At 53.4% G+C, this 23,657-nt stretch carries 16 protein-coding genes; 11 read left to right on the forward strand and 5 right to left on the reverse strand.

Annotated features, from left to right (window positions below):
* Nucleotides 1-20: 20 nt before the first annotated feature.
* Both metK and CJA_RS01030 read right to left on the reverse strand, forming a co-directional pair.
* Entirely contained in the window at nucleotides 21-1,175 is a 1,155-nt protein-coding gene (metK, locus tag CJA_RS01025) for a methionine adenosyltransferase (RefSeq protein WP_012485890.1), read from the reverse strand.
* 71 nt (nucleotides 1,176-1,246) lie between these two features.
* Nucleotides 1,247-2,257 carry an ArsR/SmtB family transcription factor gene (locus CJA_RS01030; RefSeq protein ID WP_041550828.1) on the reverse strand — a complete coding sequence of 337 codons (1,011 nt, stop codon included), beginning with the start codon at nucleotides 2,255-2,257 and terminating at the stop codon, nucleotides 1,247-1,249.
* 363 nt (nucleotides 2,258-2,620) lie between these two features.
* On the opposite strand from CJA_RS01030, the gene tkt reads away from it, so the two are divergent.
* A complete protein-coding gene (tkt, locus tag CJA_RS01035; RefSeq protein ID WP_012485893.1) occupies nucleotides 2,621-4,624 on the forward strand; it encodes a transketolase in 2,004 nt (667 codons plus the stop codon).
* A gap of 137 nt (nucleotides 4,625-4,761) precedes the next feature.
* Complete coding sequence (locus tag CJA_RS01040; protein ID WP_012485894.1) at nucleotides 4,762-5,934, forward strand: phosphoglycerate kinase; 1,173 nt, start codon at nucleotides 4,762-4,764, stop codon at nucleotides 5,932-5,934.
* On the opposite strand, the gene CJA_RS19260 is transcribed toward CJA_RS01040, so the two are convergent.
* Nucleotides 5,893-6,117 carry a hypothetical protein gene (locus CJA_RS19260; RefSeq protein ID WP_148208772.1) on the reverse strand — a complete coding sequence of 75 codons (225 nt, stop codon included), beginning with the start codon at nucleotides 6,115-6,117 and terminating at the stop codon, nucleotides 5,893-5,895. The genes CJA_RS01040 and CJA_RS19260 overlap by 42 nt on opposite strands.
* A gap of 252 nt (nucleotides 6,118-6,369) precedes the next feature.
* On the opposite strand from CJA_RS19260, the gene CJA_RS01045 reads away from it, so the two are divergent.
* From CJA_RS01045 to CJA_RS01070, 6 genes are all read left to right on the forward strand, one after another.
* Nucleotides 6,370-7,515: a pectate lyase gene (locus CJA_RS01045; protein WP_012485895.1), complete on the forward strand. Its 1,146-nt coding sequence runs from the start codon at nucleotides 6,370-6,372 to the stop codon at nucleotides 7,513-7,515.
* Between the two features lie 1,482 nt (nucleotides 7,516-8,997).
* Nucleotides 8,998-11,481, forward strand: a complete 2,484-nt coding sequence (locus CJA_RS01050) for a glycosyl hydrolase (RefSeq protein ID WP_392397702.1) — start codon at nucleotides 8,998-9,000, stop codon at nucleotides 11,479-11,481.
* A gap of 350 nt (nucleotides 11,482-11,831) precedes the next feature.
* A complete protein-coding gene (locus tag CJA_RS01055) occupies nucleotides 11,832-14,786 on the forward strand; it encodes a TonB-dependent receptor (protein WP_012485898.1) in 2,955 nt (984 codons plus the stop codon).
* Nucleotides 14,787-14,880: 94 nt separating this feature from the next.
* Nucleotides 14,881-15,603 (forward strand): SapC family protein, encoded by a 723-nt coding sequence (locus CJA_RS01060; protein ID WP_012485899.1) that lies wholly within the window; start codon nucleotides 14,881-14,883, stop codon nucleotides 15,601-15,603.
* 12 nt (nucleotides 15,604-15,615) lie between these two features.
* Nucleotides 15,616-16,629, forward strand: a complete 1,014-nt coding sequence (locus CJA_RS01065; RefSeq protein WP_012485900.1) for a cupin-like domain-containing protein — start codon at nucleotides 15,616-15,618, stop codon at nucleotides 16,627-16,629.
* A 36-nt stretch (nucleotides 16,630-16,665) separates the two neighbouring features.
* Complete coding sequence (locus tag CJA_RS01070; protein WP_012485901.1) at nucleotides 16,666-18,144, forward strand: tryptophan halogenase family protein; 1,479 nt, start codon at nucleotides 16,666-16,668, stop codon at nucleotides 18,142-18,144.
* Between the two features lie 75 nt (nucleotides 18,145-18,219).
* Here the strand turns inward: CJA_RS01070 and CJA_RS01075 are convergent, their stop codons facing one another.
* Nucleotides 18,220-18,678 (reverse strand): hypothetical protein, encoded by a 459-nt coding sequence (locus CJA_RS01075; RefSeq protein WP_012485902.1) that lies wholly within the window; start codon nucleotides 18,676-18,678, stop codon nucleotides 18,220-18,222.
* 141 nt (nucleotides 18,679-18,819) lie between these two features.
* Nucleotides 18,820-19,512 (reverse strand): hypothetical protein, encoded by a 693-nt coding sequence (locus CJA_RS01080; RefSeq protein WP_012485904.1) that lies wholly within the window; start codon nucleotides 19,510-19,512, stop codon nucleotides 18,820-18,822.
* 260 nt (nucleotides 19,513-19,772) lie between these two features.
* Between CJA_RS01080 and CJA_RS01085 the strand changes: the two genes are divergently transcribed.
* From CJA_RS01085 to CJA_RS01095, 3 genes are all read left to right on the forward strand, one after another.
* On the forward strand, nucleotides 19,773-19,970 hold the full coding sequence (locus tag CJA_RS01085) for a hypothetical protein (RefSeq protein ID WP_041550830.1): 198 nt from the start codon (nucleotides 19,773-19,775) through the stop codon (nucleotides 19,968-19,970).
* Between the two features lie 47 nt (nucleotides 19,971-20,017).
* On the forward strand, nucleotides 20,018-22,564 hold the full coding sequence (gene cel3C / locus CJA_RS01090) for a beta-glucosidase Cel3C (RefSeq protein WP_012485906.1): 2,547 nt from the start codon (nucleotides 20,018-20,020) through the stop codon (nucleotides 22,562-22,564).
* Nucleotides 22,565-22,634: 70 nt separating this feature from the next.
* Nucleotides 22,635-23,657, forward strand: coding sequence for a glycoside hydrolase family 16 protein (locus CJA_RS01095; RefSeq protein WP_012485907.1), 1,023 nt, complete (start codon nucleotides 22,635-22,637; stop codon nucleotides 23,655-23,657).

Here is a 23,657-nt window from a genome sequence, read left to right on the forward strand (position 1 = left end):
CAACCTGCAACGCATAATGTTTAGAGCGCTTTTTTAAGCGCATCGGCCTTGTCTGTTTTTTCCCAGGTGAAATCGGGCAGCTCGCGACCGAAGTGACCGTAGGCCGCCGTCTGGCGGTAAATAGGACGCTTCAAATTCAGCATCTCAATCAGCCCGCGCGGGCGCAGGTCGAAATGCTCGCGCACCAGCTTGATAATCTCGGCATCGGGCAATTTGCCGGTACCAAAGGTGTTGATCGAAATCGACGTGGGCTCAGCAACACCGATGGCGTAGCTCACCTGGATCTCGCATTTATCTGCCAGGCCAGCGGCGACAATATTCTTGGCAACATAGCGGCCGGCGTAAGCTGCGGAGCGGTCTACCTTGGACGGATCTTTACCGGAGAAGGCGCCGCCGCCGTGGCGGGCCATACCACCGTAGGAATCCACAATAATTTTGCGGCCGGTCAAACCGCAATCGCCGACCGGGCCGCCAATAATAAATTGGCCGGTAGGGTTAATGTGGTATTGGGTATCTTTGTGCAGCCACTCCGCCGGCAGTACATTTTTAATGATCAGCTCGCGCACGGCTTCGTGGATTTCCGCCTGCTGGACACTGGGGCTGTGCTGGGTGGACAGCACCACTGCATCGACAGCCACCGGCTTGCCGTTTTCGTAGCGCAGGGTCACCTGGCTTTTGGCATCGGGGCGCAACCAGGGCAATTCGCCACTCTTGCGCAGCTGAGCCTGTTTTTCCACCAGGCGGTGCGCGTAGAAAATCGGGGCGGGCATCAGCACCGCGGTTTCGTTGGTTGCGTAACCAAACATCAGGCCCTGGTCACCGGCGCCCAGGTCTTTTTGATCGCCTTCGTCGACGCCCATGGCGATATCGGCCGATTGTTTACCGATGGCATTGAGCACAGCACAGCTGGCACCATCAAAACCCACATCGCTGGAGTTGTAGCCGATATCCAGGATGACCTGGCGGATCAGGTCTTCCAGGTCGACGTAAGTCGAGGTGCGCACTTCACCGGCAACGATGGCCATACCGGTTTTTACCAGGGTTTCCACGGCAACACGCGCGTTGGGATCGTCGGTGAGGATGGCATCGAGTACGGCATCAGAAATCTGGTCCGCCATTTTGTCGGGATGGCCTTCGGAGACGGATTCGGAGGTGAAGACGGAATATTCGGACATGATTTTTTCCTTTAAAAATTCACAAAAATACAGTTAATAACGACCGGCCCCGGGTGGACACCCGACAGCCGTTAAACATTCGCCAGCTTGAAAAATTGCCGTAACTGGATTTGAAAGCCATTGCGCAGGGCAAAATATACGCTCTGGCCTTCCTCCAAACCTGCCGAGGCTGCCCAGCGCGAAAAATCATCCGGCTCGAAGCCCTGCCATAAATCGCCACAGGCATCGCGCACCCAGGCTTGTTCGTGGCGACACAGGTCGCAGATCAACAGGGCACCACCGGGCACCAGGGCGCGACTTAAATCCTGGAAAATATCGGCGGGTGAGGGTGTGTGGTGCAGCACCATGTTCACCAGGATGCAATCGGCCAGCACTTTGTGGCTGGGCAGGCTGGCGGTATCGCCGTGGATAAATTCGATATTGCGCAGTTGTTTGCCGGCGGCAAAGCGGCGCGCCTTGTCGAGCATGTTGGCGGCGTTATCCAGGGCGATGACCTGGTCAAACTGCGGTGACAATAGCGCCAGGAATTCACCTTCGCCGGGGCCAACCTCCAGGGCGAGGTTCTTCGCGCGCAAGGGGGTATTGTTCAGCAGCTGCGCCATGGGTTCGGCGTAGACCGGATAACTCGCAATCAAATCCTGTTGGGCGCGGAATTTATCGGCGTTCTCACTGAAGAAACCCTGTGCAACCTGGCTGCGCTCCTGCTGCAACAATGCAATCTGCTCGCGCAGTGCCGGTGACAGGGGTTGTGTATCCACCGTTGCAAACAGCTGCTGTTGCAAGGCCGCCAGCGGGCTATCGGGGGGCAGGTAGGCGCGGCGGTAAAAAATGGAATTGGCTTCGCGGCGCGAGCTTAACAAACCGGCGGTGGTCAGCACCTTTAAATGGTGGCTCATACCCGATTGTTTGATCGAGAAAATCCGGCACAGCTCCAGCACCCCGAAGGAGTCCCGCGCCAGTACCCGCAAAATGTCCAGGCGCAAAGGATCGCCGGCCGCTTTCAATAAGTGGGTCAGGGCGTTATCGGCATCCAGCGATCCGCTCGCGGGTTCCGGGATGCTGGTGAGTATCTGGCTGCTCATGGGGCGCCAGTCTAGCAGTGCGGCCAACCTATATCAAAATTTTTTGATATAGGTTGGCCGTGCGGAGTGTAGAATCTGGCCGGGCCGGGGTGCTGTTTACGATTAATTCCTGCTATGGGATGGCTTATTCCTTTACGTCCGTGCCATGGCTGGGCGAAAATAGCCGCCCTTTTGGCACTTCACCCGGTCCAACACCCTCCGGCAGGTGCCAGCCAGCGACGGCGGCTGGAACCCAACGACACACAAAGCCCATCCAGAGGCGGTTACAAGCGGCAAATGCCCACAGCGCTTTGCGAATCCCGGTCACCCGGTGCCCGGCGACTACAACAGCAATCAACTTATGTTTAAGGAGCCTTGAGTTTCATGCCAACTCGTCAACATCTTGCCAATGCAATCCGCGTCCTCTCGATGGATGCCGTACAAAAAGCCAACTCAGGCCACCCGGGCGCCCCAATGGGAATGGCGGATATCGCCGAAGTCCTGTGGAACGATTTCTTCAAGCACAACCCGCAAAACCCCCAATGGGCCGATCGCGACCGCTTTGTACTGTCCAATGGCCACGGCTCCATGCTGATTTACTCCCTGCTGCACCTGAGTGGTTACGATGTGTCTATCGACGACCTGCAGCAGTTCCGTCAACTCCACTCCAAAACCCCGGGTCACCCTGAGCTGGGCTATACCCCCGGCGTAGAAACCACTACCGGCCCACTGGGGCAGGGTATTGCCAACGCGGTCGGTATGGCACTGGCGGAAAAAGTGCTCGCGGCCCAATTTAACCGCGCCGGCCACGACCTGGTTGACCACTACACCTATTGCTTCCTCGGCGATGGCTGCATGATGGAAGGTGTGTCCCACGAAGCCTGCTCCCTGGCCGGCACCCTGGGCCTGGGCAAGCTGATTGCGTTCTACGATGACAACGGTATTTCGATCGACGGCCATGTTGAAGGCTGGTTCACCGACGATACCCCAAAGCGCTTTGAAGCCTATGGTTGGCATGTGATTCGCGCTGTCGATGGACACAATCCCGCGGCCATTAAAGCGGCGATTGACGCGGCGCGCGCTGAAACTGCCAAGCCCACCCTGATCGTCACCAAAACCATCATCGGTTTCGGTTCACCCAACAAACAGGGTTCACACGACTGCCACGGCTCACCGCTCGGCCTGGAAGAAGTGGCGCTGGTGCGCAAAACCCTTAACTGGGAATACGAGCCTTTCGTGGTGCCTGCCGATGTGTATGAAGGCTGGGATGCAAAAGCCAAAGGTGCGGCGGCAGAAAAAGCCTGGGGCGAAAAATTTGCGGCCTATAAAACGGCGCATCCCGAGTTGGCTGCCGAGTTTGAGCGCCGCGTGATTAAGGGTGAATTGCCTGCCGATTTCGCTGCAAAAGCCGAAGCCTTCATTGCTGAAACCCAAGCCAAAGGCGAAAAAATTGCCAGTCGTAAAGCCTCACAAAACACCATTGCCGCATTCGTGGAGTGGTTGCCGGAAATCCTCGGCGGCTCTGCTGACCTGGCCGGTTCCAACCTGACCCTGGTCAAGCGCTCCAAGGGCGTGGAAGCCGGTGATGCGAGCGGTAACTATGTGTACTACGGCGTGCGCGAATTCGGTATGAGCGCGATCATGAACGGTGTGTCTGCCCACGGCGGTTTCATCCCCTACGGCGCTACCTTCCTGATGTTCCAGCAGTATGCGGCCAACGCGGTGCGTATGTCGGCGCTGATGAAGCTGCGCAACGTATTCGTGTACACCCACGACTCCATCGGCCAGGGTGAAGATGGCCCGACGCACCAGCCAATCGAAGTGCTGGGCAGCCTGCGCCTGACCCCCAACCTGGAAACCTGGCGCCCCGCCGACAGTACCGAATCTGCCGTTGCCTGGAAATCGGCTGTAGAGCGCAAAGATGGCCCGGCAGCACTGGTATTCAGCCGTCAAAACCTGGAGTTCTTTGCACGTACACCCGAGCAAGTTGCCAATATTGCCAAGGGTGCCTATGTGTTGGTTGATTCCGTGGGTGAGCCGGATGCTATTTTGATCGCTACCGGTTCAGAAGTGGGTGTAACGGTAAAAGCCGCTGAAGCTTTGAAAGCCAAAGGCAAAAATGTGCGTGTGGTTTCCATGCCATCCACGTCTGTCTTTGATCAACAGGATGCAGCTTACAAAGAGTCGGTATTGCCCAGCCACGTCTCCGCGCGTGTTGCCGTAGAAACCGCGCACGTGGATTACTGGTACAAATACGTCGGCTTCGATGGCCGTGTAGTCGGCATGACCGGTTTCGGTGAATCCGCGCCCGGCGGCAAACTGCTGGAATACTTCGGTTTCACGGTCGACAATATCGTCAGCACTGTTGAAGAATTGCTGGAGGACTAAGCAAGCAAAAACACCCGGCGCGAGTCGGGTGTTTTGTTTTATCGCCCGTGTGTGTACCAGCCTGTACGCGGACTAAAGTGCAAAAAAATCACAGGTATTTAATTCAAAGGCATTAGGTTTTTATTCGGAGTAAAACCATGACTGTAAAACTCATGAAAGACCAGGATCTTGCTGGCAAGCGCGTATTAATTCGCGAGGATTTGAATGTTCCGTTAGACGGCGGGCGTATCACGTCGACGGTGCGTATCGATGCTGCTATTCCCACCCTGAAGGCGGCGTTGGAAGCCGGTGCCAAGGTAGCGGTTATGTCGCACCTGGGACGTCCCGATGAGGGCGTTTACGACGCGGCTGCCTCCCTGGCGCCCGTGGCGAAATACCTGAGCGAAAAACTGGGACGCGAGGTTCCGCTGGTGCAGGACTGGATCGATGGTTATAGCGCCGACGCTGATCTGGTACTGCTGGAAAATGTTCGCTTCAATAAAGGCGAAGGTAAAAATGACGATGCGCTGGCCCAAAAAATGGCAGCGCTGTGCGATGTGTTTGTGATGGACGCTTTCGGTACAGCCCACCGCGCCCAGGCATCTACCCACGGTGTCGCCAAATTTGCGCCTATCGCCTGCGCTGGCCCTTTATTGGCTGCCGAGCTTGATGCCCTGGGTAAAGTGCTCGACAAGCCTGCGCGTCCGCTGGTGGCGATTGTGGGTGGTTCCAAGGTATCGACCAAACTGAGCGTGCTGGATGCGGTGTCCAAAATTGCCGATGTGCTGGTGGTGGGTGGTGGTATCTCCAATACCTTTGTGGCCTCTGCCGGTAACGAAGTGGGCAATTCGCTCTACGAAAAAGATTTGATCCCGGAAGCCCAGCGTTTGCGCGCGCAAACGGAAGTTGTGTTTGCGACTGATGTGCGCGTGACTAAAGAAGGTTTCAAAGAGTGGAGCCACAATTCCGTGGCAGTGGCTAAAAAAGCCAGCGAAATCCAGGCCGATGAAGAAATTGTTGACTATGGTCCGGAAACCGCGGCGCGTGTTGCCGAAATTATCAAAAACGCCAAAACCGTTCTGTGGAACGGTCCCTGCGGTGTATTTGAGTTCGATGCTTTTGCCCAGGGAACCGAAGTGGTGGCGCGTGCCATTGCTGAGAGCGAGGCGTTCTCGATTGCCGGTGGTGGCGATACCCTGGCGGCTATCGACAAGTGGAACCTGGCCGATAAAATCTCCTATGTATCTACTGGTGGCGGCGCATTCCTTGAGTTCGTGGAAGGTAAAAAATTACCCGCCGTTGCCATTTTGGAAGAGCGTGCCAAGGCGTAATTTTTTCGACATCAATGGAGTGCCGGTTAAAAAGGCGATCTTCGGATCGCCTTTTTTATTTGGCGTAGAAAATGATGTGTTGCCATTATTTTTTGTCATGCCAACCCTATGGGGTTTTTGTTGTTGAGTGATCGGCATTTGTTGTGTGTGCATTTTCCCGAAATGCAGATTAATGCCTAACATCCATTGTCTTTTAATCGCCGCGGGTGCATGTTGGGCCAGTCACATGTGCAGTGATTTGTCGTGCGCGCATGCCTGGCACCATAATCACAATAATGATATTCCGGCATGGTTTTCGTTGGTAGTTATAACGCTGATGTGTGTAAAGTTATCTGCAGAAAAGCGTTAATGATTTCAATACCTCAATACAAACGGCGGTGATGTTTTGCACTGGCAGAAGATCATCGGGTGTGGATATTTATTGAGGAATTCAACATGCGAATCTTTTCCTTTATGGCCGGTGTTGCCTTGGTAGCCTGCGCCGGCTCAGTGTTTGCTGCCAATCGGCCATCCGGTTTTGTGACTATTTGTACCGAAAATAAAACCTGTTCTGTTGCGCCTAATACAACGGTGGCTTTCGGGCGTGCCGATCAATTCCGCTACCAGGTTTTGTCGGGTAGCTTTGTGTGCTCCGAAGCGGTGTTTGGTCCGCGTATTCCCGGTGGGGTCAATGAATGCTCTATCCCTCGCGCGGGAAATAGCTCGGCACAATCCAGTTCTGTTGCTTCCAGTGTAGCAAGCAGCCTCTCCAGCAGTTCGCGCAGCTCGTCGTCCAGTTCGGTGCGCAGCTCCAGCTCCCTGGCCAGTAGCGCCAGCTCGGTACCGGTTAGCCAGTATTTCCCCGGCTGTGAAAAACCTGAGCCCAGCGAAACGGTGCAGTTAAGCGCAACCCGCGTTGTTGCCGCCGGTGAAATCTTTGACGGACTCAACAAGCGTTACAACCTGTCCGGCGGTAGCCAAAGCGAAGGGCAGCCACCGGTATTCCGTGTCGAAAACGGCGGTGTGGTGCGCAATGTGATTATTGGCAACCTGGCCGCTGACGGTATCCATTGCCTGGGTAACTGCACCCTGGAGCGGGTCTGGTGGGAGGATATTGGTGAGGATGCCGCTACGGCCATGGGGCCGGTGGGCACCATTATGAATGTTACCTGTGGTGCGGCCTTTAACGGGTCCGATAAAACCTTCCAATTCAATGGTCGCGGCGAATTGCATATCAGCAAATTCTATGTGGAGAAATCCGGCAAACTGGCGCGCACCTGCGGCGACTGCACCAACAACGGCGGCCCGCGCAAGCTGGTGATTAATGAGGTGATTACCCGCGATGTCAGCACCATTGTGGGAATCAACTCCAACTTCGGCGATGTGGCGGTAATCCGCAACCTGACCCTTAATAACAGCAGCAATGCCAAAACCAAGATTTGCCAGGTCTACAAAGGCGTGGTGAAAGGCCAGGGCAGTACCTCGGCCCTGGGGGTGGAGTTTGATACGGCCAACTGCCATGTCAGTCAGAGCGATGTCACCCTGCTGGGTATCAGCCGTATGAATACCGAGGCGTGTACAGGCTCCTGCCCGATTCCCTAAGTTCTCCTCCAGTGCTACTAACCTGTAGTTCGCTTGACCGGCCCCTTTGGGGCCGGCTTTTTTTGTGGTCAACCATTCCTTGGCAGCCACCCTGTGGGTTGTCGCGAGGCGACATCAACCATCGTTTCCGACAATTTTTTGTGGCCCAGGTCACGTGAATTGCCGTTCGTTATATTTCTGCATGATCCCCCTTTTTGCCAGCGACAAAGTGAGACTGGCCCACCTTGTGTTTGGCTTCAATCTGGGACGACCTATTCCAGCATCGGGTAGATGATGGAACCCTGGGGGCTCCCGTCTCGATAGCATCAGGCTTTGTCGCGGGGAATAAGAACAATAAAACGCAGGGTGGATGATGTCCGGTTGCGGTTGAGACCGGCATCGGTGTATCCGGGTTGTACCCATTCGTTTGCGAGATGTGCGTGAGGCCCTTCGTGAATAACCAATAACATCTAATAATGGGTCCTTATCATGAAAAAATTTAACAAACTCCTGTTGTTGCTGGGGGTGCTTGGCTTGGCACAGGCCGGGCAGGCGGCAATTATCAACTATGGCGCCGGCAACATCAGCGATACGGTCAATACCGCGGGATGGAAGTGTGTTGTCGACTATGGCAACTGGATTTACAACGCCGGTGTGGTGAAGCCGGGGGTGAGCAGTTGTAATCCGATTGGGGCGCCAACCCCCATCTATCCGCAAAAAGTCGCTCCGGCGACAACCAAACCAACCATGACCCACCGCTGGTGGGGGTCGGTCTCCTTTATGGGGGAGATGCGTATCGGCGCGACCACCGACTCTGCCTATATCACGCCCGATCCGATCACGGCTCGTATCACCGAGCGCGGTGTGCGCCTGCTGGGGATTCCCGGCGGTTTGCGCGTTAATGGCAATGAATATACCTATCCGATTCCCGACCCGTTCAGCGAGGTGTTTGACGGTATTGCGGTGGGCAACTCGTCCTATAACAACCTGGACGCCTTCCTCAAGGATTACAGCGACGGCTCCGTGACCGTGCAATGGCGCAGCGGCAGCACCGCGGTGATGGAGGCGACCTTCGTCCACGGCTCGCCCTATGTGTACTTCACCGCCCTGCAAGGCAACCTGGTGGTGCGCACCAAGGCGGGCGATGGTGGTGAAAAGGGCGTGTTTTACCAAAGCGGTAACCATCTCGGCGTCTGGACCGATGTGGCGGGCAACCGCAATGCGTTCCTGATCACCGGCCACGATGCCACTACCTTTACCGGGGTCAATACCAACAGCATCGGCGTCAACAACGGCACCAAGCGCATGACGGTCACCTGGTTGCCGCAACTGACCGGCACGCCCTCTACGGCCATGATCAATGCCTTTGCCCAGTACGCCACCCAGCAGGTGGATCGGGTGAACATCAATTACAGTGTGAACCGCACCACCAATATGGTCACCGTCAGTCACCAGTACCAGTTCAACGGTGCCAATGTGACGACCATGACTGGCTTGCTGCCCATGCACTGGAAGAACTCCAATCAGGCTGTCACCAGCTACAAAGTGCGCTCCGCGCGCGGCGTAACCAAGTTTGCGACCACCAGCAACTTCAGTTACACCATTCCCTATGTCGGTGTGCTGCCCTATTTCCCCGAAGCCATTGGCGACTACAACAACACCCAGTTGCGCGCGCTGGTGACCGAGTTCGTCAACCAGGGCACAGCCAACTGGAATGGGGCTACCGATACCTACTGGGCCGGTAAAAACTATGGCAAGGTGGCCGAGCTGGCCGCGATTGCCCGCTCCATTGGCATGACTGCCGAAGCCAACCAGATGATCGCCTGGCTCAAGGCGGAGTTACAGGACTGGTTCCGTGCCAATACCACCGGTGCGCTGGATACCAGCAAATACTTTGTCTACGACAACAACTGGAACACCCTGCTCGGCTTTGATGAGTCCTTCGGTGCCCAGCAGCAGCTGAATGACCACCACTTCCACTATGGCTACTTTGTGCGCGCCGCCGCCGAAATCTGCCGCGTAGATGCCAACTGGTGCAGCTCCAGCCAGTACGGCCCCATGGTCGAATTACTGATTCGCGACTACGCCGCCGGCCGCGATGATGCCATGTTCCCCTACCTGCGCAACTTCGATCCGGCCTATGGCTTCTCCTGGGCCTCGGGCCACGCCAACTTCGTGCTGGGCAATAACAACGAATCCACCTCGGAAGCGGCCAACGCCTACGGCGCCATGGTGCTTTACGGCATGATCACCGGCAATAACGCCATTACCGAGCGCGGTATGTACCTGCACGCCTCATCGACTGAAGCCTATTGGGAATACTGGAACAATATCGACCGCTACCGCGGCCTGGGTGGGGATTACGACAACTTCCCCGCGGCTTACACCCGTCCCACCACCTCGATCATCTGGGGCAACGGCCATGTGTTCTCCACCTGGTTCAGCGGCGCCTATGCCCATATCCTGGGTATCCAGGGCCTGCCGCTCAGCCCGCTGGTGCTGCATATCGGCCAGCATGCGGACTACCTGAATAACTATGTGGCCCTGGGATTGAGTGAATCCAGCAATGGCAAACCTTCGGGCCTGGTGAACGACCAGTGGCGCGATGTCTGGTGGAATATCTGGGCCATGACCAATGGCCAGGCGGCTGTGGATGACCTGCTCAGTTACGGCTTCAACTATGTGCCGGAAGCAGGCGAAACCAAAGCCCATACCTACCACTGGGTCTATACCCTCAAGCAACTGGGCCACCTGGCGACAGGTACCGGCGCCCTGACCGCCAACCACCCGGCGGCGGTGGCCTTTAACAAGAACGGCATACTCACCTATATCGCCTACAACTTCGGCTGCTCGGCGATCAACGTGGCCTATTCCGACGGCACCAGCATGTCGGTTCCGGCCAAGGGTTATGCCTACAAGCGCACCGGCCAGTCCACCGTTTCCAGCGGTGCCGGTTGCGGTGGCAGTTCCAGCTCATCCAGTACGAGCAGCAGCCTGCCCGGCAATGCGGTGACCCTGTTTAACCACATAGACTACGGCGGCTGGTCGGCCAGCTTCCCGGTGGGCAGCTATAACTACAACGCCTTGATCGCGGCAGGTGCGGTCAATGACCAGACCACCTCGGTACGGGTGCCCGCCGGTTACAAGGTCACCCTCTATGAGCACGGCGACTTTACCGGCACCTCGGTGACGCTGACGGCGGATAGCAACTACCTGGGCAGCTTCAATGATAAAACCTCGTCGCTGGTAGTCAGCCTCAATACCTCCTCCAGCTCGTCATCTTCCTCCAGCAGTGTGGCCAGCGCCCCCTATGGCCACAGCATCACCGGTGGCAGCAGCGTGCGTTTCCACGCCAACAACGCGGCCTGGGCGGATATCCACTACACCGTTAACAACGGCGCCCAGCAGAACATCCGCATGACCCACAATGCCGATAACTCCAACACCTTCGATCTCACCGGCATACCGGCGGGAGCGACAGTGCGCTACTTCTTTACCATCGCCCAGGGCGCAGGTGCCTACGATACGGATTGGCTGCAGTTCAACTGTTGCAGCGGTGGCGGCTCCAGCACACCGGCGAGCAGCAGCTCCAGCTCGGCACCGGCGTTCAGCCTGCTGGTGCAGGCTGAAGCCTTCACCGCTATGAGCGGGGTGCAAACCGAAGCCACCACCGATACCGGTGGCGGTCAAAACGTCAGTTACATCGATACCGGGGACTGGATGGCCTATGCCGATATCACCATTCCCGCTACCGGTAGCTATCGCATTGAGTATCGGGTCGCGAGTCCAGCGGGTGCTGCCTTGTCGGCAGACTTGAATGCCGGTGCCATCCAGCTGGGTAATGTGGCTGTTCCGGCGACAGGCGGCTGGCAAACCTGGACGACAGTGAACCATACGGTAACCCTCAATGCGGGAACCTATGCGTTCGGCATCTTTGCCCAACAGTCCGGTTGGAATATCAACTGGTTCCGCATTACGCGCCTGTAAGCGCCAGTCCATCGCTGGAAAACACTCCCGGAAATGATTTTCGGGAGTGTTTCAGGCAAGTGCCACTTCCTGCGTGTGTAGATTTTTCCCACCCGAGTAACAACCCAAAAAATAGATTAACTATTTGTTTTTATTGAGGATTCATATTTCCCACTTTGGCGGCGTGAAAGTGAGATGAATCATGTTGAGGGGCTTTTTAAGGTGGGACGACACCGGTGAGAGCAGTTGTGATGATGAAGTCGCTAGAAAAGCGGTTATGGCCTAAGGTTGCTGTTGACGAGACCTGATCCACACCCGGGCACAACAGCGAGGCCAACAATAACACTAACAATCAATAAGTGGAGAACTCCATGAATCAGACACAAAACAACAATCAAGTCGGCTTTAAAAAGACCCTCCTTGCAACGGCAGTTGCCTCCTACGCTGTGTTGGGCTTCGCTGCCCCGGCGATGGCGCAACAGCAAGAGGTTGTGGAAGAAGTTATCGTCACCGGTATCAAGGCAAGTTTGCAGCGCTCAATGGATGTTAAACGAGACGCCAAAGGTGTTGTGGATGCTATTTCTGCTGAAGATATCGGTAAGTTCCCGGATACCAACCTGGCAGAGTCTCTGCAACGTATTTCGGGTGTGTCGATCGATCGGCAAAATAACGAAGGCAGTAAAATCACCGTTCGCGGTTTCGGTCCTGATTTCAACCTGGTGACATTGAATGGTCGCCAGATGCCTACCAACGGCAGCAGCCGTAGCTTCGAATTCTCTGACCTGGCCTCCGAAAGTGTGAGTGGTGTTGAGGTTTACAAAACCTTCGGTGCCACCCGCGCCAGTGGTGGTATAGGTGCATTGGTCAATATCAAAACAGCGCGTCCATTGGACAATCCAGGCTTCAAGGCATCTTTAGGTGCCAAAGCAGTGATGGATAGCACCAATGAAGTTGGTGATGATGTTACCCCTGAAATCTCCGGTATTTTCAGCAACACCTTTGCGGATGACACTATTGGTATTGCGATTTCCGGTTCTTACCAGGAGCGCGATAACCGCGCCGTTAACGCCGATATTGCCAACTGGCGCAACAATATCGATTTTGAAACTGCTGTTGCGGATGCCGGTGCCAGTGTGAACGTCACTGATAACCGCAGTGATCCCAACGGCAATGTCTATTACCCCAGAAACTTTGGTTATGGCATCGAGGATTTCCACCGCGAGCGTACCAATGCCCAGGCTGTGTTGCAGTACACCCCGACAGAAACCATTAAGGCAACGCTGGATTACACCTATGCCAAGGTTGACTTGACTGCACAAAATACCGGTGTGGGTATTTGGTACAACGACTCAGGCAGTGATGCGCGCGAAGTGGTGATTGACGAAAACGGTACTATCACCAAACTGACGGCCTGCTGTGATGACTATGCATCCAACATTCGCTTGAATACCTCGGAAACAGAAAGTAAATCTGTTGGTTTCAACTTGGAGTGGCAAGCTAACGATAATCTGACCCTGGCGTTTGATGCCCACAATTCCGTCAATGAAAATGGTGGTGTTGGACGTGGCCATAATGCCTTCCTGATTTTGGCGGCTCCGTTTATTGAAACCAAAACCTATGATGCGACTGCCGGGAAGGATATTCCTTTCATGCACATTACCTTTAATCCAAGTGGTACAGGTATTGTGGATGGCATGCCTACGGCTGCGTCTTACGACTCGCTCTTCGGTGAGGCCAACCTGAATCTCAACAAATCAGAAGTGACTCAATTCCAGCTCAGCGGTAGTTTTGAAACGGATGCAGATTCCGGTATTACCTCTGTGAATTTTGGCTTGGGCAATGCAGATATTGTTAACCGTTGGCGCACCTTTAGTACCGGCCAAATTGCTGCCGGCTGGTATGGCGGTAACCAGGATTTGTTCCCGGATGAAATCTTTACTGAGCACAAACTCAATGGGTTGATGCCTTCTTTCTCCGGTGGTGGCTCTAATGTGCCTGTCTATCACGCCTGGGATTTTGAAAAGGCTGTAGCGATTGCCGAAGCGGAATGGGCTATTCCTGGCGGATCAACCAGGCCCTGGGGCTGGGGCACCGGTGTTATGCGCCCGGATTTGAATGGCAACCCAATAAGCGATCATAAGGTTACTGAAGAAACCACCAACGCTTACCTGGAATTTAATTCTCGCGGTGACCTTGCCGGTATGCCACTCAATATCACTACCGGTATGCGTTATGAAACTACCGACATCGAAGCTAACAGCTTCCAGCAGGACCCCGCTGAACTGGTGTGGATTAACCAGACTGAGTGGAGCCTGAATTTAGCGCAAGAAAGCAGCTATACCTCTGTGGGTGGTAGTTACGATGTGTGGTTGCCCAGCCTGGATCTGAGCCTGGAGGTCACTGAGGATGTTGTGGCACGTTTGAGCTACAGCAAATCCATTACCCGTCCAACCCTGAACAAAATGATTGGCACTACCAGTGTGACTTCCCGTCCAAAACCGGGTGAGCGTACCGGTACCGCAGGTAACCCTGACCTGAAACCCTTCATGGCGGACAACTTCGACCTCTCGGCAGAATGGTATTACGATGATGCCAGCTATGTGTCTGCGGGCTTCTTCCTCAAGCAAGTAGATGACTTTATCGTTGATGTTATCAGCAAGCGCACTGTGGGTAATCTGCGTGACCCGTCCAAAGGTCCACGTGCACAACAGGCTATTGCTGACCTGGAAGCCTTGGGTATAAATCCCACAGATGCCAATGTGATTGCACAAATCAAGGCAAATGAAGGTTTATCCACAAGTGATAACATCGTGCAAAACGATGATGATCCATTGGCTGAGTTTGACATGACCCAACCCGCTAACCAGGAGCAAGCCAAATTCTATGGTTGGGAATTTGCTGTGCAACATATGTTGGGTGAAACCGGGTTTGGTGTTCAGGCGAACGCCACATTCGTGACCAGTGATATCGACGTAGATAATTCCTCAACAGACTTCCAGTTTGCATTACCTGGATTGAGTGACTCTGCTAACCTGGTTGTTTTCTATGACAAAGATGGATTGCAAGCACGTGTTGCCTACAACTGGCGTGATACGTTCCTCAACGGTTTCGGTGAAGGTAATACACCTTACTACACTGAAGAGTATGGCCAAGTCGATATTAGCCTCAGCTATGATTTGCCCTGGGTTGATGGAATGACGGTATTTGTTGAAGGGATTAACATCAACGATGCATCACAACGTGTGTACGCACGTTATGAAAACCAGTTTAAGTCAGCTTACCAATATGGTGCGCGCTATAACCTGGGTGTGCGTTACAACTTCTAATGGTTGTGCGATTGATGTGAGACAAGGAAAAGCCGCTTTTACCAGCGGCTTTTCTTTTTAATAAATAAGCAGTAGATGTCCCGAGGAGCTGCCGATGGCCAGATATGTGTTGTTAGATAATCTGAACCATAAAACTATAAAAGTGATTAACCAACGCGGCAAAACCTGGGGTGACAACATAGGCTATTCAGCAATAATTCCCAGGGAGTTTCGCCAGGTTGCGTCTTGCTATCCGATTTTTTTTCGCAAAATACAAGCAAATAACCAATTTGAACCTGTGGCCATGTTTGGCCTGGCACCGGATGAAAACCTGTTTTTAAGTGACGCCGGCTGGGGCAGTCACTACATACCCCTATCCCAGGTGCGAACTCCTTTTGCGATTGGCTATACCGGAGAGTTATCGGCCAGCCAGCGCCAGCCTGTTATCCATATTGATATTGACCATCCCCGGGTTAGTTATACCGAAGGAAACGCACTATTCCTGGAGGACGGTAGCCACTCTCCGTACCTGGAACAGGTAAACAGTATCCTTGCCGAACTCATCAATGGTGTGGGTATCTGCAAGCGCTTTACTGACATATTACAAGCGGAGGGACTGCTTGAGCCGTTTACGCTCAAATACGAATTGGATAATGGCACCCAAGCTGAACTAAATGGCTTCTATACTATTAATGAAATGGTATTGCGCGATCTGAACAGTGAGCAGTTGGTGCGCTTACATCGCCAAAACTTTCTTGAATTGATTTATATGGTAATCGCATCCTTGTCCAATGTGAAAAAACTGATTGCCAGGAAAAATCAATCCTTATCTGTATAAGGGGATATGGCCATGGTGGATAAATTTGCACCGGTTGAAGTGGTAGCGGGTTTGACTGCCGGGGCCATTCCCGATTGGGTTGTGAATTCTGCTTCACCCCTGGTACTGAAGGGCCTGGTGCGTGAGTGGCCTATTGTAAAAGCAGCCATGCAATCTCCCGAGGCAGCCTATAACTATCTCTGCCAATTTTATAATGGCGAGCTTCTCAATACGGTTATTGGTGATGAGACCAATAACGGTGCTATTTTTTACAATCAGGATTTCACCGGTTTTGCGTATGAGCGACTGCGCTCATCGCTCACCAGGGTATACCGCAATATCAACAATCTCCATGCCAGTGGCTCGCAGCGCGCTTACTATATTGACTCGGCACCCGTTGATGGGTGTGTGCCGGGTTTTCGCGAGCACAATGATATTAATCTGCACCCCTTCCAGCCCCGGGTCAGCTTGTGGATGGGGAACAGGACAATTGTCGCTGCACACCATGACGTGCCCGATAATATTGCTTGTGTGGTCATCGGCAAACGGCGTTTTGTCCTGTTTCCGCCAGAGCAGTTGCGTAATTTGTACATAGGCCCACTGGATTTTAATCCGGCTGGCCCGGCTATCAGCCTGGTGGATTTACACAATCCGGACTTTGACAAATATCCCCGTTACCGGGAAGCGCTGGCCCATGCGCAGATCGCTGAGTTAGAGCCAGGTGATGCGATTTATATTCCGAGCATGTGGTGGCATCACGTTGAAGGATTGATGCCTTTTAACCTGATGGTGAATTATTGGTGGACAGCCTTTCCCGACTATGTGGGCTCTCCGCAGGATGCCTTTACCCATGCCTTGATGAATATTCGCTCCCTGCCAGCCGATGAGCGGCAACATTGGAAAAATGTATTCGATTACTACATTTTTGATGACAGTCCAGATAATACGGCCCATATCCCCAGCGAAAAACTGGGTGTACTGGGTGAAATGGATGAAGCAAAAGCGCGGCAAATCCGCAGTCAATTATCCAGCCGCCTTAAGCGTTAGTGGATGAGTTTCCCATAATCACCTTGTGTATATATCATGAAAAATAATCAGCATATTGTTATTGTCGGTGGTGGTTCTGCGGGCTGGATGGCTGCCGCTGCCCTGTCCAACGCCTTTGGTGCCAGCAAAAAAATAACCCTGATCGAATCGGATGCCATAGGCACTGTGGGTGTTGGTGAGGCAACAATTCCCGCCGTCAAATCCTTTAATAAATTATTGGGCATCGATGAGGCAGAATTCCTGCGCGCCACCCAAGGTACTTTCAAGTTGGGAATCCAGTTTGAAAACTGGGGTGAACAGGGTGAAACCTATATGCATCCTTTTGGATTGGTCGGAAAGGATTCATGGATGGCCAATTTCCAGCATTTCTGGCTCAAAGCCAGGCGTATGGGGATAGCAGGGGATTATTTTGATTATTCATTAAATATTCGTGCGGCCAAAAGCAATAAATTCTTTATTGATCCCCAGTCCGGACTGGATTACGCCTACCATTTTGATGCCGGCCTTTACGCTGCTTTGTTGCGCCAATACAGCGAGGCGCGCGGTGTTGTTCGCCGGGAGGGATTGATTGACTCTGTCCACACCAATGACATGGGCTTTATTGCGTCACTGCGCCTGGCCTCCGGCGAAATGATTAGCGGAGACCTTTTTATTGATTGTTCAGGATTCCGTGCACTGTTGATTGAACAAACCCTGCATACCGGTTTTGAAGATTGGTCGCATTGGTTGCCCTGTGATAGGGCGGTCGCTGTGCAGACAGAATCTGTGGGTGAGCCTATACCTTACACGCGCTCTATTGCCCATAGTGTTGGGTGGCAATGGCGTATTCCCTTGCAGCATCGTGTTGGCAATGGGCTGGTTTATTGCAGCCGTTATATCAGTGACGAAGCGGCCAAAGCGCTGTTGCTGGAAAATCTTGCAGGTGATGTAAGGACTGAACCGCGCCTGATAAAATTTCGAACGGGTCGCGCTATCCAGCAATGGCATAAAAACTGTGTTGCGATTGGCCTTTCCAGCGGATTTTTGGAGCCCCTGGAATCTACCAGCCTGCATTTGATCCAAACGGGCATAGTTCGCCTGATTCGTTTATTTCCTGGTGATGATGGTATTAATCAGGCACAGATCGATGAATATAATCGCCAGTCCCGCTATGAATATGAGCGCATACGCGATTTTATTATCTTGCATTACCATGTGACACGCCGTTCCGATAGCGATTTCTGGAACTATTGCCGCACTATGTCGATTCCGGACACCCTGGCACATAAAATCCACCTCTATAAAAATACGACCAGTGTGTTTCGCGAGCAGGATGAATTATTTCTCGAAGGGTCCTGGCAGCAAGTGATGCTGGGCCAGGGGTTAACACCCGGGAATTATCATCCTGTCGTCGATAAAATGTCGGATGATGAACTGACCCGGTTAATGACATCTATTGAGCGCGAGCATAATCAGCGCCTGGCCCAATTTCCCGGGCATCAACAATTCATTGATCATTATTGCAAGGCCATATAATGGCGTTTGGATAGATAACACACGTGATCATCGCTTAATAACATGACCCGGAAATACCGGGTCATGTTATCCGGATTACAAACAGGTGTATTTCAAGCGTGGATAAGAATGCTGATCCAATGGCTGTACGCTGTAAGGGCAACCCTGGCCACAGAAATGATTGGCGTTAAATACCGGGTTCATGTAGCCGTTGGGCCCCGTTTGTACAATCATGCTGGAGCCGGTATAGCATACCGGTGCCACCGTCTTCATGATCTTTGCACTCGCACAGGCGCCACTGCTGGTGTGGTTCGGCGCAACCCAGGTAATGCTGCACGACGGTGGTGAATATTGGCTCCAGGTTTGTGAGCGATAAGCCAGGGTCGTACCATTTAACTGGCAGGCTGAGGCTACGGTTGCCCCATAGGAAAAGTTATTCACCGCAATCACTGTCCAGCTACAACCGGAGTCGACACTGGACTGCGCAAAACTGTGGGTTGCCATACTGCCGATTAACGAAAAACCAATACCCAGAATTAATGTTGATATTTTCATATAAAGTCCTATTTATGGTTAAGGGTTATTGTGTGTGAACACCTGGCTCCATGCCGGATGTTCACGGCGATCAAGCCGCATCGCCGGGTCATCGAATTCCCTGTCGATTTTTTGAATTGACGGGTTGCGTGGAGGACGCCGCTAGTCAAATTCAAAACTGTTTTCATCGTTGGCAATGTAGAGACGGGTAATACCTTGTTGCTGATCGGGTGTGGCAATGATCAATGGGTATTGACCCTTGGCCTGTAGGCTTTTGGCGAGTGCTTCTACTAATTGATTAGCCTGGTCAAGGTTGGTGATGTGAAAACTGAGTTCGCATTGGGTTGTGCGACATTGTGTTGATGTCAGTGCATAATCGGCCAGCTGTTGGTCCTGGGAAAACAGGCTTATGTATTGCTGTTCCTGAGGCTCTGCCCAAGCTTGGTCTATCGACTCGCTGTTAAAGCGATTTTGCATGGTTTCCCTGAGGCTAAAGTTCTTGTCCTTTTCTGTGGCCCTGCCAAGCCATTGGGTAAAGTTGAGTGATTTTTGCTGGTGATATTGGTTTTTCAGCTGAACCAACTGTTGCTCCAGCATTTGCTCCCGTACCGATGCCTGGGCAGGGAACATGTGTGGTTCAGTTGCTGTTGCTGGTGGTGGTTGGATAGCAGGATTGGCAGTGTCGGGGTTGTCTGTATCTCTGGATTGAACATCCCGTTTTTCATTCGCTAGCCCGGGGCCTGACAATATTGTCAGGCCATGGCCATCCTGGCTCGGGGCGTAAGCAGCTCCAATATAAATGCCTATGGTGATGGAGATACTGCACGCGAGAAAAATTTTATAGTTGTGTTTCATGGTGTATTCACAATTCCTGGTGTTAAACGAAGGGCAATGCCCATCAACCTTGCCGGAGTGAATTGTTAACCGGCTATACCCCCCTGTGTCGTCCCATGTTTTTCATTACCCAAAACTGGGCAGCAATCATCCCCTCAATGCAGTGCCCCACCTTCGTTAACCTGTTCAAAGTGGGACGACGCCTGTTCCTTGCCATGCAACTATGGGTTGCGGAATCCGGATAAGTCTCTGTGGTTGAGTCTTAACCGGATTTGGCTGATGTGATTGATTTTCTCATTGGCGACGACCCCGGAATGATGTCAGGTCTGACCGGGGTGTTAGCAAATGTGGTGGGCTATGCCCGTTCACATTTTGTTGACTCTCCTTGCGTTGCCCCCGCCTGGACGGCGGGGGCTTTTTTCGCTCGGGGCCTGCCAATCGCCGTTAGCTTCTCCGCACCAGAAAAACTCTTCTTCTAATAATACCCATGCGTTATGCATGGCTTCTGGCGAGGTGATTCATGCCCATGCACTTGTCCTGCAAAACCTTGATGTGCAGCCTGGCGGTACTGGTTGCATTAGGTGGTTGCTCCAAATCTTCCGATGAGGCTCCAACGCCAACGGCTGGTGAGCCGGTGACTGAAACATCCGGCATCTCACTTTGGCCAGAAGTGCAAAGTCGTATCGCCAAAGATCCGGCGATAGAAGCGAAAGTGGCTGAATTGTTGGCCCAGATGAGTCCGGAACAAAAAGTGGGACAGTTGATTCAACCGGAATTGCGCCAGATCACCCCGGAAGAGGTAACGCGCTACTCCGTGGGCTCCATCCTCAATGGCGGTGGTTCTTTTCCCGCCGAAAACAAGTACGCCAAGGTGGAGGACTGGTTGGCATTGGCTGACAGTTTCTACCAAGCCTCAATGAGTACCGAGGGAGGGCGGGTTGCGATTCCCGTTATCTGGGGAACTGATGCGGTACACGGACACAACAACGTGATAGGCGCAACGCTCTTCCCGCACAATATTGCCCTGGGTGCCATGCGCAACCCGGAATTGATCCGCCAGATTGGCGCTGCAACCGCGGCAGAGGTGGCGGTTACCGGCATTGATTGGACGTTCGCTCCAACCCTGGCCGTTGCGCGCGATGATCGCTGGGGCCGCACCTATGAGTCCTATGCCGAAGATCCGGAAATTGTTAAGGCCTATGGCGGCATGATGGTCGAGGGATTGCAGGGTATCCCTGGCACGGCCGAACTATTTGATGGCACCCGTGTGGTTGCCACGGCTAAACATTTCCTGGCTGATGGCGGCACCGAGGGGGGAATTGATCGCGGCGATGCCGTTATCAGTGAAGCTGATCTGGTCGCTATCCATAATCCGGGTTACCTCACGGCCCTGGCATCCGGTGCCCAAACGGTGATGGCATCATTCAGCAGCTGGCAGGGTGTAAAAATGCACGGCCATACTTACCTGCTGACGGATGCCTTGAAAAAACGTATGGGCTTTGATGGCTTTGTGGTGGGCGACTGGAATGGCCATGCCTTTGTTCCCGGCTGTACGACGACTAGCTGTCCGCAGGCGATCAATGCCGGTCTCGATATGTTCATGGCACCGGATCCCAACTGGAAAGAGTTGTATGAAAACACATTAGCGCAAGTGAAATCCGGCGCAATCAGCCAGGCGCGCCTGGATGATGCCGTGGGTCGTATCCTGCGTGTCAAACTGCGTGCCGGCTTGTTTGAAGCTGGCTTGCCATCCACTCGTCCCCTGGCCGGTCAGCAAGCGCTACTGGGCTCTGCAGAACATCGTGCCGTTGCGCGCCAGGCAGTGCGCGAGTCACTGGTGTTACTGAAAAATAATGGCAGTGTCTTGCCGGCAAATCCGGCAGGAAAGATTCTGGTGACCGGTGATGGGGCAGACAACATTGGCAAGCAGTCCGGTGGCTGGACAATTACCTGGCAGGGTACCGGTAATGTCAACAGTGATTTCCCCGGTGCCACCTCGATTTACCAGGGTATTGCCACTGCAGTCAATGCAGCGGGTGGCCATGTTGAACTGAGCAGCGATGGCAGCTACCAACAAAAACCGGACCTCGCCTTTGTGGTCTTTGGTGAAAACCCCTACGCGGAAATGCAGGGTGATGTAAACAGTTTGCTCTATCAAAACGAGCAGGATCTCGCCTTACTGAAAAAATTACGCGCAGAGGGTATCAAGGTTGTTGCCTTGTTTATCACCGGTCGTCCGCTGTGGGCCAATTCGTTTATCAATGCCTCTGATGCCTTTGTGGTGGTGTGGCAACCGGGCACTGAAGCGAATGGTATTGCCGATGTTGTCCTCGCCAATGCCGATGGCAGTGTGAATCACGATTTCAAAGGCCAGCTCTCTTTCTCCTGGCCGGCAGATCCGGGGCAATCACCGCTCAATGTAGGGCAAGCGGATTACCAGCCACAATTTGCCTACGGCTACGGCTTGCGTTACCGCGCGCACAAGGAGCTGGCTAACCTCAGTGAAACAATTAAAGCGCCTGCTGCCACGACCAGTGAACGCCTGGCCATTTTTAACCAGCGTCCACAAGCCCCCTGGCAATTGGTACTGCGCGATCACCTGAACAATAGTCGCACGGTGACCACCAGCAAAGACGAAGTATCGACCCTGTCAGTCAGTGCAGTAGATAACAAAGTTCAGGAAGATGCGCGCCGTGCTGTCTGGAATGGCACCGGTAAGGGCACCCTGAGTTTTGCCTCCATCCAGCGCAGCGACCTCAGTGCCTACGCCGCTAACAAGGCAGCACTGGTGGTTGATTTTAAATTGAACCAGGCACCGGCATCTGCAGTAACCATTGGTATGTCGTGCGGCACCGATTGTGAAACGGATATTGATGTTACTGCCGCCCTCAAGGCCGCTACACCAGACGCATGGCAAACCCTGGCAATTCCGCTCAGTTGCTACAGCAATGCGCGCATCAAAATGGATATGGTGGTTGCTCCCTTTGTGATAGGCACCGACGGTGCATTGGATATCACACTCTATAACCTGCGTATCGAGCAGGCCGATCAGACGATTACGTGTCCCGAGTAAATGGCTGGCGGTATCCGGATGTTGCGGATGCCGCCCATTGTTTGCAATGTCGCTCTGAGAGGTCGCTGTTATGAAATCATGGGCTCGCTTATCACTTCTGGGATGTGTTGCAACCATCCTCGGTGCCTGCCATTTTTCCGGTAAACCATCGCCTGCGCCGGACTCCACACCGGAAGCCCATGGTTGGCAATTGGTATGGCAGGATGAATTTGAGGGAAACCAGTTAGATACCCGTAAATGGGGCCATGAAAAAAATTGCTGGGGTGGTGGTAATAACGAACTCCAGTGTTACACGGATAAACAGGATAACGCGTTTGTGCGCGATGGTCTGCTCACCATTGTTGCGCGCCGGGAAACCTTTCGCGGTCCGGCACTCAATGACGATATGGCCGGTTATCGTGCCGATGATACCGCTAACGAACGCCATTACACCTCAGCGCGCCTGCGCACCAAACATAAGGGCGACTGGCGTTACGGTCGCTTTGAAATACGCGCAAAAATGCCCCAGGGGCAGGGTATATGGCCAGCGATCTGGATGTTACCTAGCGAATGGCACTACGGCAGTTGGCCGCTCAGCGGTGAAATCGATATTTTTGAAGCGGTTAATTCCAACACCGAAAAATTTGGCAATGAAGTACATGGCACCTTGCATTATGGCGAGCTGCCACCGCGCAACCGCTATAGCGGTACCGGCTATACACCGCCCCAACCTATTTGGGAGCAATTCCATACCTATGCCATTGAATGGGAAGAAGGTGAAATTCGCTGGTATGTCGACGATGTACATTTCGCTACCCAAACCAGTGCCGGTTGGTATACCTATTACCAACCTGATAGCAATAAACCTTTCGTTCCGGGTGAAAACGCTGCCCCTTTCGACCAGAAATTCCATCTGATGATTAACCTGGCTGTCGGTGGCAATTGGCCGGGCTCCCCTAATGCAGAAACAACATTCCCGCAACAACTGCAAGTGGATTATGTGCGTGTCTACCAATGCACACGCCATTCACAAACCGGAAAGGGCTGTGCCAGCCATGTTAATCCGGCCATCACCCCGCTTAAGGGATTTCCCGGAAGCAGTATTAAGGATTGA

Source organism: Cellvibrio japonicus Ueda107 (genome assembly GCF_000019225.1).
GTDB classification, from domain to species: domain Bacteria; phylum Pseudomonadota; class Gammaproteobacteria; order Pseudomonadales; family Cellvibrionaceae; genus Cellvibrio; species Cellvibrio japonicus.

Bases quoted from the DNA above. Each gene is read 5' to 3' on its own strand.
- metK (WP_012485890.1), bottom strand. From the start codon at position 1,175: ATGTCCGAATATTCCGTCTTCACCTCCGAATCCGTCTCCGAAGGCCAT.
- CJA_RS01030 (WP_041550828.1), bottom strand. From the start codon at position 2,257: ATGAGCAGCCAGATACTCACCAGCATCCCGGAACCCGCGAGCGGATCG.
- tkt (WP_012485893.1), top strand. From the start codon at position 2,621: ATGCCAACTCGTCAACATCTTGCCAATGCAATCCGCGTCCTCTCGATG.
- CJA_RS01040 (WP_012485894.1), top strand. From the start codon at position 4,762: ATGACTGTAAAACTCATGAAAGACCAGGATCTTGCTGGCAAGCGCGTA.
- CJA_RS19260 (WP_148208772.1), bottom strand. From the start codon at position 6,117: ATGTTAGGCATTAATCTGCATTTCGGGAAAATGCACACACAACAAATG.
- CJA_RS01045 (WP_012485895.1), top strand. From the start codon at position 6,370: ATGCGAATCTTTTCCTTTATGGCCGGTGTTGCCTTGGTAGCCTGCGCC.
- CJA_RS01050 (WP_392397702.1), top strand. From the start codon at position 8,998: ATGCACTGGAAGAACTCCAATCAGGCTGTCACCAGCTACAAAGTGCGC.
- CJA_RS01055 (WP_012485898.1), top strand. From the start codon at position 11,832: ATGAATCAGACACAAAACAACAATCAAGTCGGCTTTAAAAAGACCCTC.
- CJA_RS01060 (WP_012485899.1), top strand. From the start codon at position 14,881: ATGGCCAGATATGTGTTGTTAGATAATCTGAACCATAAAACTATAAAA.
- CJA_RS01065 (WP_012485900.1), top strand. From the start codon at position 15,616: ATGGTGGATAAATTTGCACCGGTTGAAGTGGTAGCGGGTTTGACTGCC.
- CJA_RS01070 (WP_012485901.1), top strand. From the start codon at position 16,666: ATGAAAAATAATCAGCATATTGTTATTGTCGGTGGTGGTTCTGCGGGC.
- CJA_RS01075 (WP_012485902.1), bottom strand. From the start codon at position 18,678: ATGAAAATATCAACATTAATTCTGGGTATTGGTTTTTCGTTAATCGGC.
- CJA_RS01080 (WP_012485904.1), bottom strand. From the start codon at position 19,512: ATGAAACACAACTATAAAATTTTTCTCGCGTGCAGTATCTCCATCACC.
- cel3C (WP_012485906.1), top strand. From the start codon at position 20,018: ATGCACTTGTCCTGCAAAACCTTGATGTGCAGCCTGGCGGTACTGGTT.
- CJA_RS01095 (WP_012485907.1), top strand. From the start codon at position 22,635: ATGAAATCATGGGCTCGCTTATCACTTCTGGGATGTGTTGCAACCATC.